This window comes from Aeromonas sp. QDB56 (assembly GCF_027705505.1).
Classification (GTDB): domain Bacteria; phylum Pseudomonadota; class Gammaproteobacteria; order Enterobacterales; family Aeromonadaceae; genus Aeromonas; species Aeromonas caviae.
Genome location: NZ_JAPDBZ010000128.1, coordinates 1 through 11,763 on the forward strand (window position 1 = coordinate 1; position 11,763 = coordinate 11,763).

The 11,763-nt window shown below is 62.0% G+C and carries 11 protein-coding genes; 7 read left to right on the plus strand and 4 right to left on the minus strand.

All coding sequences use genetic code 11. From position 1 onward, the window contains the following. The first annotated feature begins 309 nt into the window (after positions 1-309). The 5 genes from OKB81_RS16240 to OKB81_RS16260 all read left to right on the plus strand — a co-directional run bounded on the left by OKB81_RS16240 (position 310) and on the right by OKB81_RS16260 (position 5,459). Entirely contained in the window at positions 310-1,527 is a 1,218-nt protein-coding gene (locus tag OKB81_RS16240) for an aspartate aminotransferase family protein (protein ID WP_270663967.1), read from the plus strand. Between the two features lie 75 nt (positions 1,528-1,602). After that, positions 1,603-2,622, plus strand: coding sequence for an arginine N-succinyltransferase (gene astA / locus OKB81_RS16245; RefSeq protein WP_010673834.1), 1,020 nt, complete (start codon positions 1,603-1,605; stop codon positions 2,620-2,622). Positions 2,623-2,689: 67 nt separating this feature from the next. After that, positions 2,690-4,159 carry a succinylglutamate-semialdehyde dehydrogenase gene (gene astD, locus OKB81_RS16250; RefSeq protein ID WP_103243572.1) on the plus strand — a complete coding sequence of 490 codons (1,470 nt, stop codon included), beginning with the start codon at positions 2,690-2,692 and terminating at the stop codon, positions 4,157-4,159. Positions 4,160-4,228: 69 nt separating this feature from the next. Beyond that, positions 4,229-5,026, plus strand: a complete 798-nt coding sequence (locus OKB81_RS16255) for a DUF1338 domain-containing protein (protein ID WP_103259708.1) — start codon at positions 4,229-4,231, stop codon at positions 5,024-5,026. A 181-nt stretch (positions 5,027-5,207) separates the two neighbouring features. Beyond that, on the plus strand, positions 5,208-5,459 hold the full coding sequence (locus OKB81_RS16260) for a hypothetical protein (RefSeq protein ID WP_160838180.1): 252 nt from the start codon (positions 5,208-5,210) through the stop codon (positions 5,457-5,459). A gap of 39 nt (positions 5,460-5,498) precedes the next feature. On the opposite strand, the gene OKB81_RS16265 is transcribed toward OKB81_RS16260, so the two are convergent. Further along, positions 5,499-6,125 (minus strand): HAD family hydrolase, encoded by a 627-nt coding sequence (locus OKB81_RS16265; RefSeq protein WP_160838178.1) that lies wholly within the window; start codon positions 6,123-6,125, stop codon positions 5,499-5,501. Positions 6,126-6,289: 164 nt separating this feature from the next. Between OKB81_RS16265 and OKB81_RS16270 the strand changes: the two genes are divergently transcribed. After that, positions 6,290-7,654 (plus strand): MDR family MFS transporter, encoded by a 1,365-nt coding sequence (locus tag OKB81_RS16270; protein ID WP_270805317.1) that lies wholly within the window; start codon positions 6,290-6,292, stop codon positions 7,652-7,654. A gap of 104 nt (positions 7,655-7,758) precedes the next feature. Here OKB81_RS16270 and OKB81_RS16275 read toward each other — a convergent pair whose 3' ends face one another. The 3 genes from OKB81_RS16275 to yqfB all read right to left on the minus strand — a co-directional run bounded on the left by OKB81_RS16275 (position 7,759) and on the right by yqfB (position 9,547). After that, entirely contained in the window at positions 7,759-8,145 is a 387-nt protein-coding gene (locus OKB81_RS16275; RefSeq protein WP_010673839.1) for a DUF1622 domain-containing protein, read from the minus strand. 61 nt (positions 8,146-8,206) lie between these two features. After that, entirely contained in the window at positions 8,207-9,127 is a 921-nt protein-coding gene (locus OKB81_RS16280) for an alpha/beta hydrolase (RefSeq protein WP_160838174.1), read from the minus strand. Positions 9,128-9,214: 87 nt separating this feature from the next. Continuing rightward, the gene (yqfB, locus tag OKB81_RS16285) at positions 9,215-9,547 is read right to left on the minus strand and encodes a N(4)-acetylcytidine aminohydrolase (protein ID WP_042014549.1); all 333 of its coding nucleotides are present in this window, start codon (positions 9,545-9,547) and stop codon (positions 9,215-9,217) included. Positions 9,548-9,816: 269 nt separating this feature from the next. Between yqfB and OKB81_RS16290 the strand changes: the two genes are divergently transcribed. After that, the gene (locus tag OKB81_RS16290) at positions 9,817-11,649 is read left to right on the plus strand and encodes an SLC13 family permease (protein WP_160838172.1); all 1,833 of its coding nucleotides are present in this window, start codon (positions 9,817-9,819) and stop codon (positions 11,647-11,649) included. Positions 11,650-11,763: the final 114 nt, after the last annotated feature.

The window sequence follows — 11,763 nt, forward strand, 5'->3', positions numbered from 1 at the left end:
GTGTTTGGAGACAGCCAGTTTACCAGCACCCTGTCTGTCAACTTCCACTTCCCCAAGATCCCGCGAAGAACCAAAAATTTCCCTGAGACTTTATTCACCCTCCTCCCTGTCCAAATTATCTCTTGCCAACACCCCCTGAGCCGTTATGCAATGCGGTTGCCTAAAATCTCAAAGGCAATCGAACATTGTTCCTTATAGGCGGTTAAGTTACAGACTTTTTACTTTTTTTCTGTGATAATTCCGCCACGTTTACACGGATTTAACTTTTGGGCGGTGGATTATTCTGCCGCGAGATAGCAGGAGAGCAATATGTCAGAGTTGTTGGCAGTGACACGTGAAGTGTTTGATGAAGTGATGGTTCCCAACTATGCGCCGGCCAAAATCATCCCGGTGCGCGGCGAGGGGTCACGTGTCTGGGATCAGGAAGGCCGCGAGTATGTGGATTTCGCGGGCGGGATCGCGGTCAATGGCCTGGGCCATTGCCATCCCAAACTGGTCGAGGCCCTGAAATCCCAGGGTGAGAAGCTGTGGCACCTCTCCAACGTGATGACCAACGAGCCGGCCCTGCGCCTGGCCAAGAAACTGGTCGCCGCCACCTTCGCCGAGAAGGTCTATTTCTGCAACTCCGGTGCCGAAGCGAACGAAGCGGCCCTCAAGCTGGCCCGCCGCTACGCCATCGAGAAGTTCGGGGCCCACAAGACCCAGATCATCGCCTTCCACCAGGGCTTCCACGGCCGTACCTTCTTCACTGTCAGCGTGGGTGGCCAGGCTGCCTACTCCGATGGCTTCGGTCCCAAGCCTGCCGACATCACCCACGTCGCCTACAACAACCTGGAGGAGCTGGCTGCCGTCATCTCCGACAACACCTGCGCCGTGGTGATGGAGCCGCTGCAGGGCGAGGGTGGCATCATCAGCCCCACCGACGAGTTTGCCAAGGGGGTGCGCGAGCTGTGCGACAAGCACAACGCCCTGCTGGTTTATGACGAGGTGCAATCCGGTGTCGGTCGTACCGGCGAGCTGTTTGCCTATATGGGTCTGGGCATCACCCCGGACATCCTCACCAGCGCCAAGGCGCTGGGCGGCGGCTTCCCCATCGGGGCCATGCTGACCACCACCGAGATCGCTTTCCACCTGAAAGTGGGCACTCACGGCTCCACCTACGGCGGCAACCCGCTGGCGTGTGCCGTGGCCGAGGCGGTGATCGACGTGGTCAACACCCCGGCAGTGCTGAGCGGCATCAAGCAGCGCGAGCAGCTGTTCCGCGAAGGGCTGGAAGCCATCAACGCCAAGTACCACTGCTTCAGCGAAGTGCGCGGCAAGGGCCTGCTGCTGGGCGCCGTGCTCAACGATGACTTCAAGGGCCGCTCTCGCGACTTCCTGCTCGCCTCCATCGATCAGGGCCTGATGGCGCTGGTCGCCGGTACCAACGTGGTGCGTTTTGCCCCCTCCCTGGTGATCCCGGAAGCAGACATCAAGGAAGGGCTGGCCCGGTTCGAGAAAGCGGTCGCTCAGGTGGTCAACGCCTGATCCAAATTGAGGTGGGGAGCCCTCCCGGCAGGAGCCGGGACCCCACCTGTCGTCAATGAAAGGGAGTTGTCATTTATGTTGGTTATCCGTCCTATCGAGCAGCGCGACTTCGCTGGCCTCAAGACCTGTGCCATCGAATCCGGCACCGGCATGACATCCTTGCCGGTCAACGACGAGCTGCTGCAACGCAAGATCGATGCCTCGACCCAGACCTTCCTGGACAAGCCCGCCGGCAAGGGCGAGTGCCTCTATTTCTTCGTGGCCGAGGATCTGGAGACCGGGGAGATGGTCGGTACCTGCGCCATCGACGCGGCGGTCGGCCTGTCCCAGGCGTTCTACAACTATCACATCGGCAAGGTGGTGCACTCCTCCCCCAAGCTCGGCATCTACAATGTCGTGGAAACCCTCACCCTCTCCAACGACTACACAGGCAACTCCGAGCTCTGCACCCTGTTTCTGCGTGAATGCGCCCGCGAGGGGCTCAACGGCCGTCTGCTCTCCAAGCACCGTTTCCTGTTCATGGCCGAACACCCCGAGCTGTTTGACAGTACCGTCTTTGCCGAGATGCGTGGTGTCTCCGATGGCAACGGCCACAGCCCCTTCTACGAGTGGCTGCAAAAACATTTCTTCTCGATGGATTTTCCCACAGTCGACTATCTGACCGGCATCGGCAAGAAGCGCTTCATCGCCGAGCTGATGCCCAAGTACCCCATCTACGTCAATCTGCTAAGCAACGAGGCGCGCGCCGTCATCGGCAAGACCCACGAAAAGACCCGGCCTGCCCTCAAGATGCTGCAGGATGAGGGGTTCGTGAATCGCGGCTATGTCGATATCTTCGACGCCGGCCCCACCGTCGAATGCGAGGTGAAGAACATTCGCAGCGTACGCCGCAGCCAGAAGCTGGCGGTGCTGGTGGGTGAGCCCATCGGCGGCCATACCTACCTCATCTGCAACGCCAGGTTCGAGCAATACCGCGCCTGCTACGGCAACATCCGGGTCGATCTGGACAAGCACGAAGCCATCATTCCGCCCAAGATGGCGGCCGCCCTCAAGGTGGAAAATGGCGACATGGTGCGCGTCGTCGATCTGGATTGACCCGCCCCGCAGCACAGCATTGAGACAGGCTGCCGAAGCGGCCTGCGTACCCACAGGGAGTGAATTGATGATGTCTTTAGTCCAGTTTATCGATGGCCAGTGGCTGGCCGGTGAAGGCAAGCCGTTCGAATCCATCGACCCGGCCAAAAACGAGGTGATCTGGCGTGGTGAGGCGGCAAGCCAGTCCCAGGTGGATGCGGCCGTCAAGGCGGCCCGCACGGCCTTCTACCATTGGTCCGATCTGGCCCTTGAAGAGCGCCTTGCCATCGTGCGCCGCTATGCCGACCTGCTCGGCGAGCACAAGGAGGCGCTGGCCCTGACCATCGCCCGTGAAACCGGCAAGCCGCTGTGGGAGACCCGCACCGAAGTGGCGGCCATGCAGGGCAAGATTGCCATCTCCATCCGCGCCCATGACGAGCGTACCGGCACGGTGGAAAACCCCATGCCGGGCGCCAAGGCGTTCGTGCGCCACAAGCCCCATGGCGTCGTGGCCGTGTTCGGCCCCTACAACTTCCCGGGCCACCTGCCCAACGGCCACATTGTGCCGGCGCTCATCGCCGGCAATGCGGTCGTGTTCAAGCCTTCCGAGCTGACCCCCATGGTGGCTGAAGCCATGGTCAAGGTGTGGCAGGAGGCGGGGCTGCCCAAGGGGGTGCTCAACCTGGTGCAGGGGGAGGTCGACACCGGCAAGGCGCTGGCCGGCAACCCGGACATCGACGGCCTCTTCTTCACCGGCTCCTCCCGTACCGGCCACTTCCTGCATCAGCAGTTTGCCGGCCAGCCGGGCAAGATCCTGGCACTGGAGATGGGTGGCAACAACCCGCTGATCGTGAAAGATGTGAGCGACATCGACGGCGCCGTCCATGCCATCGTGCAGTCCGCCTTCATTACCTCCGGCCAGCGTTGCACCTGCTCGCGCCGTCTGTTTGTCGAGCGCGGCGAGCGGGGCGATGCCCTGGTCAAGCGCCTGGTGGAGGTGGTCGGCCAGATCAAGGTCGGCCTCTATGACGCCGCCGAGCAGCCGTTCATGGGCGCCATGATCAGCGAGAAGGCAGCACTCGGCATGGTCGAGGCGCAAGCCAACCTGCAGCGCCTCGGTGGCGAAAGCCTGCTTGCCCTCAAGCACCTGGAAGCGGGCACCGGCTTTGTCTCCCCGGGCATCATCGACGTGACCGCGGTCAGCGCGCTGCCGGATGAAGAGTACTTCGGCCCGCTGCTGCAGCTCATTCGTTACGATGACTTCGATGCGGCCATCGAGAAGGCGAACGCCACCAGTTTCGGTCTCTCGGCCGGCCTGCTCGGTGACAACGAAGCGGACTGGAACCACTTCTTCAAGCGGATCCGTGCCGGTATCGTCAACTGGAACAAGCCCATCACCGGCGCCTCCAGTGCCGCCCCCTTTGGTGGCATCGGTGCCTCCGGCAACCACAGAGCGAGCGCCTACTACGCCGCCGACTACTGTGCTTACCCGGTCGCCTCCGTCGAAGACAGCAAGGCTGCTATGCCGGATCAACTGTCTCCCGGTCTGACCTTCTGATAACAAGAAAATAAAAGAGGGGCACTGAACAGGTGCCCCAGTCTGTACCCGCAATCAAAGGAAAGAGAGATGCAAAAGGATATCGACACCCTGTTTGGCCATCTGTGGGACAACTACATTCAGGTCACTCCCAGTGCTCACAAGGTTCATCAACTGCTGGGCGGCGGTGCCCCCATCATCAACGATCATGTGGCGTTTCGGACCTACAACCTGCCCAAGCTCGGTCTCGAGAAACTGGCGGCCCACTTCCGCGCCCTGGGGTATGAAGAGAAGGGCGAGTATGTATTCAAGGCCAAGAAGCTCTATGCCAAACACTTCGAGCATAAAGATCCTGATGCGCCCAAGGTGTTCATCAGCGAGCTGAAGGTGGAAGAGCTCTCCGAAGTTGCCCAGGCCATCATCCACAAGCTGGTGGATCAGGTACCCGATCACCTCACCGACACCCCGGCCTTCCTCTACGCCGGCGCGCCCTGGCAGGTCTCCCACACCGACTACCAGACTCTGCTGGCAGAGAGCGAGTATGCCGCCTGGATGGCCGCCTGGGGTTATCGTGCTAACCACTTCACCGTCAACATCAACCGCCTGAAGGACTTCGACACCATCCAGCAGGTGAATGCGGCACTCAAGGCGGCAGGCTTCGTGCTCAACACCGTTGGCGGCGAGGTGAAGGGCGATCCCGAGGTGATGCTGGAGCAATCCTCCACCATGGCAGACAAGGCCGAGGTGCCCTTCAGCGACGGCGTGCGCACCATCCCGAGCTGCTTTTACGAGTTTGCCCTGCGCTACCCGCAGGCCGATGGCGTGCTCTACCCTGGCTTCGTCGAAGCGTCGGCCGACAAGATCTTCGAATCCACCAACGCCATGTAATGGCCGCCATGAAAACAACGCCCCGCCTGGGGCGTTTTTTTATGGATTTACGCCGACCTGACACCCTCTTTACCTCCCCTTGACCCATCAGTTCGCGGCGATTCGCTAGCATGATGCCGCCCGCTGCCGTGGGCCATCGCCGCACCGTGCCGGTGTATGCCACCCGTTTTGGAGTCATACCATGAAGATTGTTCTGCCTTTGCTGTTTTCCCTCACTACTCTGACCGCCGCAGCGGGCGATCAGGGCAGCCGTACCCCGCCCAAGCCTCCGCACGAGCTGTCGGCCGAGATGAAAGCGGCGTTTGAGGGCTGCAAGGAGCATGGCAAACCGGGGGAGTCGGAATTTGACAACTGCATGTCAGATCTGGGATTTGAGCGGCCGGACGGCCCGGTACCGGCAGGTGGGAAGCAGGGGGAGAATGAGGCCGAGTAAGCTGGTGCGGGCCCGTCGGTTAGGATGGGCCCGCACCGCTCACACCCGTTGCAGCGTCCCTTCGGTGGCCAGCAAGGTGGTCATGCCGGCGGCCTTGCCCGCCTGAATGCCTATCCGGGTGTCTTCAAACACCAGGCAGTTGGCCGGGTTGGCGCCGAGCTGTTCGGCCACTTTCAGGAAGGTGTCCGGGTGGGGCTTGTGATTGACCACATCATCGGCACTCACCAGCACGGAGATGAAGGCATCGAGCCCGGTCTGACGCAGGATGTGCGCCGCATGTTCCCGGGTTGAGCCGGTGCCTATGCCCATGGGGACCTTGCCGTGGTACTGCCTGACCAGCTCCCACATGGCGGGAAACACCCGGACGTCGTCGGTCCGTGCCAGGTAGAGGGCCACCTTGCGCCGGGCAAAGGCTTCCACGTCGACGGTCATCCCGTGCTGCTCTGCCAGCATGGTCACTATCTTGCGGGTGGGGATGCCGCCGTACTCGTTGAGCTGTGCCCGATCAAACGGCAGGCCGAACTCGGCACTGGTGATTTCCCAGGCATCCAGGTGCAGAGGCATGGAGTCCACCAGGGTGCCATCCATGTCGAAGATCAGGGCGTCGTACTCGTCGAATCGGGGCTGTTCACTCTGGTGATGATCGCAGGGGGATGACTGGGGCATGGGGGGCGTCCTCTTCGGCAAAGACTCACCCTAGCAGATCCGGCTTGCAGATGTCGCGACCTTCATCATGGTAGGCAGTGGTTTTGACCATCGGCTAATGATTTATGAGACAATAATGTGCCTTGCACCCCCTGTGCCGATATCTCACATGAGCGAGCTTGCCTATGTCCCCCAAAACCGTCTTCTCGAACGTGGCCCTGGTGATCGCCCTGGGCTCACTGGAAAAGAGCATCGTCACCACCCCCTTGCCCATCATAGGGGTTGAGCTGAACGCCGGTGCCGCCCTCACCTGGGTCGTGACCGCCTATCTGCTGGCGGCCACTGCGGCCCTGCCCATCTATGGCAAGTTGAGCGACATGTTCGGCCGAGGACGCATGCTCAACATCGGTATCGGCCTGTTTCTGGCGGGATCAGTGGCCTGCGCCCTGGCCCAGGATCTGCCAACCCTGCTGGCCGCCCGCGTGCTGCAAGGGTTGGGGGGCGGGGGGCTGATCGCACTCGCCTTTACCGTGATCGCCGACTGTATTCCGCCACGGGAGGTGGGCAAGTATCAGGGGTATATCTCGGCGGTCTATGCGGTCTCCAGCATCGCAGGCCCGCTGCTCGGTGGCTATTTTACCGAGCAGCTCAGCTGGCGCTGGATCTTCTGGATCAATCTGCCGCTCGGCGCTATCGCCCTCTGGCTGGTGAACCGCAATCTGGGTCACCTCAATGTGCGTCGCCACAGCCGCTTCGACTGGAAGGGAACGGCACTGCTCATCACGGTCACCACCCTCACCCTGTTGCTGCTCTCTCCGGAGGCGGCCTTGCCCGCCGTCTGGCTCGCGGCTGCGCTGGGGGCGGCCTTGTTGCTGCTGGTCCTGACTGAGCGGCGGGCGCACGACCCCATACTGCCGGCCCACCTGGTGCGCCTGCCGGGTTATCTGGTGAGCGTGCTGCTGGCGCTGGCTTCGCAGTTGCTGATGTTTGCCGTGCTGGTCTACCTGCCGTTGCAGATGCAGTGGCAAAAGGGGATGAGCGCCAGTGACAGTGGCGAGATCATGGTGATCTTCATGGTCTGCATCACGGCGGGGGCCTTCGTCGGCGGCAAGCTCATCGGTCGCACTGGTCACTACCGGCGTTTCGTGGTGACGGGCTTCGCCCTGGCGGCGCTGGCGCTGTGGCAAATTCACTTCGATCTCTTTGCCAATCTGGGGCTGGGGTTCGCCGGGCTTGGCCTCGGGCTGGTGCTGCCGGCCCTCTCTGTGGTGGTGCAAAATGCCCTGCCACGGGAGGATCGCGGCATCGGCATGTCCCTGTTCAACTTCGGCCGGGAGCTGGGCGGGGCGGTCGGTGTCGCCATCTGCGCTGTGTTGTTCCATGCCGCCCTGCCAGCAGGCAGCAGCCCCAATCTGGCCAGCCTGAGCCCGGCCGAACTGGCACCCGGTTTCAGCGCCACCTATATCGGCATGGCGCTGATCGCCACCGCAGCCCTGCTGGTCACCTTGCTGGCATTGAAGCGCCACGAGCTGGCCAGCAAGCACGACTGATGGTTGCTATCGGATACAAAGAGGGCTCCCCGCGGGGAGCCCTCTTCATGGGATCAGGCTGGTGCCTTTCCTTCCGTGTCGTGGCCTTGTGCCACTCAGCCCGCTCATCGGGCGTCGGGGCGGGAAGGTGACCTGACAGGCTCGGGTTGCTGGCGCTCGGCCTGGGCATCGAGTTCCTTGCCGAGGAAGTAGTTCAGGAAGGTGCGGATGACCGCGATGATGGCGAGGCGCACCAGCTCCTCCTTGCTCGGTGCCACTGTGGTGGCCAGGATGTCGGCGGCGAGCTGGAACTCCAGCGCCAGGATGAGCCAGCTGCCGAAGCAGAGGCGGATACGGGGAAAGCCGGGCTCGTGATCCCGCACTCTGGCCGCCAGCCAGAGGGTCTTGCCAAGGCCGATGACCACGCAGGCGATGGAGATGATCTCCAGCAACAACTGGAACAGCTCCACCCCGTGCATCATGCCCTCTTTCAGGCTCGCTATCTCGAACACTCGGGTTACCTCCCTGATTCAAAAGAGACACTTTTAACACGGCTTGGGGGCCGGTTCCAACTCAGAGTCTTCTGAGCATCATGGCTATCTGGTCGATGAGCTGACGAGCGGCAGGGCTGATGGCCGCCAGTTGGAAGTAGCCGTGGATGACGCCATGCTGCCGCTGGCAAGTGGCATCGACGCCAGCCTGCACCAGCTTGCCATACAGGGCTTCCCCTTCGTCGCGTAGCGGATCATATTCCGCCGTGACGATATGGGTCGGCGGCAATCCTGACAGGGCGGGATGGTGGAGCGGGCTGGCTTCGGGATGGCTGGGGGGCAGGCTGCCCAGGTAGGCGTGAAAACCGCTTGCGAGCATGTCCCGGGTGATGAGGTAGTCGTCACCGAGATCGCGGTAGCTTTGGCTCTCGCAGAGGGCATCCAGCATGGGATAGAGAAGCAGCAGGGCCTTGGGCAAGGGGGCGCTGGCAGCCTTGGGCCGCAAGGTGGTGACCAGGGCGAGATGACCCCCTGCGCTGTCGCCGGCAATGGCGAGACGTGCCGGATCTCCATGCCATTTCTCCACCTCTGCCATGATGGCCCGCGTGGCGGCCAGCGCATCGTCGTGAGCCGCAGGATAGGTGTGTTCCGGGGCGAGGCGGGTGTGTACGGCGAAGATCAGGGCACTGGCCCGGTTACACAGCATCCGCATCTGGCGATCGTGGGTCTCGAAATCCCCGCTGACAAAACAGCCGCCGTGAAAATAGATCAGCACCGGATACGCGGGGTCCGGTTTGTCTGCGGGCCGATAGCAGCGGATGGCGTGGTGATCGGCCTGCCACTCTTCAATGGCGCCCACCTCTTCCCGCTCACCGCCCAACAGGGCAGAGGCTAGGTAGCCGTCACGGCGCGCCTGCCAGCTCAGCTGGCTCGCCTTGGGACGACCTGCGGCGATGAAGTCTGCCACCATGGCTGCGATGGCCGGTTCGAGTTGTTTTTCCATAAGACACCAATGACTGTATATAAAAACAGTCATTGTGCGCTTTTGGCCCGTGAGCGCAACCGGCGTTAGCTGAGGCAGCTCACAAAATCAGGCTTCAATCAGCACGAATTCAATCACATAGAGGGGCGGCAGTGCGGGGTAGATATCGCGGATCACATCTTTAAGCTCGGGGAGGGTCATGTTCTCCTGACGGGCGTGCTCGTCGCTCAGCGCCTCGAAGGCGACCGCCTTGACCGAGATGACTTCAATGGTGCCAAAAGGCTGGTGTTCCGGGTTGGTGAACAGGGCCAGGCGCTGGCCGGGCCGCCAGTTTGCCTCGCTCTCGTCGCGGATGGTGATGGTCTTTCGGCCAGCCTGGATGTCGGCGACAAAGCGGCTGAAGAAGGTGAATGCCGGGTAGGCCGGGGTGTGCTGGGTCATGTCGTCTCCGAAGGGCAAGGGGTGAGAGGGCGGCTCAGCCGCGGCGGGCCCATTTTAGGAGGGGCGGGGGGAGCGTGCAGCACTTTTTACCCCGACATGTGAAGGGCGACCGACTGCGTTCACGGACCGGTAAAATGGCCGCAACTGAACCTGAATGTGAGATGATGCGGTCTCTTCTTTCTTGATATGTAACAAATCAGGGGGACGGGCTCTGTGGTCTGATGGCGTCCGAGGCCGGCCGTGGTTGACGTTGAACAAAAGGAGCAAGTGTGAATTCCGAGTTGATCTGGGTGCTCAGCATGCTGGTGGGTGCCATTCTCCTGTTTATTACCAACAAGGTACGTATGGACGTGGTCGCCTTGTTGATCATCATTCTGTTCGTGTTGAGCGGCACCCTGACCCTGCCGCAGGCGCTGGCAGGATTCAGCGATCCCAACGTCATTCTGATTGCCGCCCTGTTCGTGGTGGGGGAGGGGCTGGTGCGTACCGGCATCGCCTATCAGGTGGGAGATGCCCTGGTGAAGGTGGCCGGCAGCAGCGAAACCCGCATGCTGGTGCTGCTGATGGTGGCGGTGGCGACCCTGGGGGCCGTGATGAGTTCGACCGGGGTGGTGGCCATCTTCATCCCCGTGGTGCTGAGCGTGGCGAACCGGATGGGGATCCCGGCGGGCAGACTGATGATGCCGCTCGGGTTTGCCGGCCTTATCAGCGGCATGATGACGCTGGTGGCAACGCCGCCCAACATGGTGGTGAACAGTGAACTGATGCGGCACGACATCCAGGGGTTCGGCTTCTTCGGCTTCACCCCCATGGGGGTCATCATTCTGGGGATGGGGATCCTCTACATGCTGGTGATGCGCACCTCCTTGGTGCGTGAAGGAGAGGAGGGCAAGGGCAAGCAGATGGGACGCAGCACCATGCGGGATCTCATCCGTGACTACCGCCTGGCGGGGCGCGCACGCCGACTGGCGATCCGGCCCGACTCCCCCCTGATCGGCCAGACCCTCGACGAGCTGCAATTGCGTGCCCGCTTCGGTGCCAACGTCATCGGGATGGAGCGCTGGCGCAAGTTCAGGCGGGTGATGGTCAGTGTCACCGGGGTGACTGAGTTCCAGGCCAAGGACGTGCTGCTCATCGACATGTCGGATCCCGAGGTGGATGTGCGGGAGTTTTGCAGCGAGGCGCGGCTCGAGCCCATGATATTGCGCGGCGAATACTTCTCCGATCAGGCGCGGGAGGTGGGCATGGCGGAGGTCTCCCTCATCCCCGGCTCCCGGCTGCTCGGCAAGAGCATCCGCGAGGTGACCTTCCGTTCCCGTTACGGTCTGAGCGTGGTGGGGATCCGCCGGGATGGAGAGGCGCTGACCGGCAAGCTGGTGGACGAGGCGCTGCAGATGGGGGATACCCTGCTGGTGGTGGGGAACTGGAGCCTCATTCGTCAGTTGCAGACCCATCATCGCGATTTTCTGCTGCTGGGCCTGCCTGCGGAAGTGGACGAGATGGCGCCGGCCCGCAGCCAGGCCATTCACGCCCTGATTGCCCTCGGGGTCATGATAGTACTGATGGTGACAGATCCCGTGCCCAACGTGATCGCGGCGCTCATCGCCTGCCTGCTGATGGGCAAGTTCCGCTGCATCGATCTGGAGAGTGCCTACAAGTCCATCCACTGGCCGACCCTGATCCTCATCGTGGGCATGCTGCCCTTTGCCCTTGCATTGCAGCAGACCGGCGGGGTGGATCTCATCGTCGGCGCGCTCATCTCGGCAGTAGGGGAGATGGGTCCCAGGGTGATGCTGGCCAGCCTCTTCGTGCTCTGTGCCGTCATCGGGCTCTTCATCTCCAACACGGCGACGGCGGTGCTGATGGCGCCCATCGCGCTGGGTACGGCCCATCAGATGGGGGTGTCGCCTTATCCCTTTGCCATGACCATCGCCATCGCCGCCTCGGCAGCCTTCATGACGCCGGTCTCGTCGCCGGTCAACACCCTGGTGCTGGGCCCGGGCAACTACAAGTTCATGGACTTCGTGCGCATCGGCGTGCCCTTCACCTTGCTGGTGATGGTGGTGAGCGTCATCGCCATCCCCTGGTTCTTCCCGTTCTGACGACAGCAAACGATATGGCGGCCTGCGGGCCGCCTTTTTATACCAATCGGATTAAACATTAGGTCAGTTTTATCCAATCTCGGCTACAAAGTGACATCACCCGCTCCACATCGG

Bases quoted from the DNA above. Each gene is read 5' to 3' on its own strand.
- yqfB (WP_042014549.1), bottom strand. From the start codon at position 9,547: ATGACCCAGCACACCCCGGCCTACCCGGCATTCACCTTCTTCAGCCGC.
- OKB81_RS16270 (WP_270805317.1), top strand. From the start codon at position 6,290: ATGTCCCCCAAAACCGTCTTCTCGAACGTGGCCCTGGTGATCGCCCTG.
- OKB81_RS16260 (WP_160838180.1), top strand. From the start codon at position 5,208: ATGAAGATTGTTCTGCCTTTGCTGTTTTCCCTCACTACTCTGACCGCC.
- OKB81_RS16240 (WP_270663967.1), top strand. From the start codon at position 310: ATGTCAGAGTTGTTGGCAGTGACACGTGAAGTGTTTGATGAAGTGATG.
- astA (WP_010673834.1), top strand. From the start codon at position 1,603: ATGTTGGTTATCCGTCCTATCGAGCAGCGCGACTTCGCTGGCCTCAAG.
- OKB81_RS16255 (WP_103259708.1), top strand. From the start codon at position 4,229: ATGCAAAAGGATATCGACACCCTGTTTGGCCATCTGTGGGACAACTAC.
- astD (WP_103243572.1), top strand. From the start codon at position 2,690: ATGATGTCTTTAGTCCAGTTTATCGATGGCCAGTGGCTGGCCGGTGAA.
- OKB81_RS16265 (WP_160838178.1), bottom strand. From the start codon at position 6,125: ATGCCCCAGTCATCCCCCTGCGATCATCACCAGAGTGAACAGCCCCGA.
- OKB81_RS16280 (WP_160838174.1), bottom strand. From the start codon at position 9,127: ATGGAAAAACAACTCGAACCGGCCATCGCAGCCATGGTGGCAGACTTC.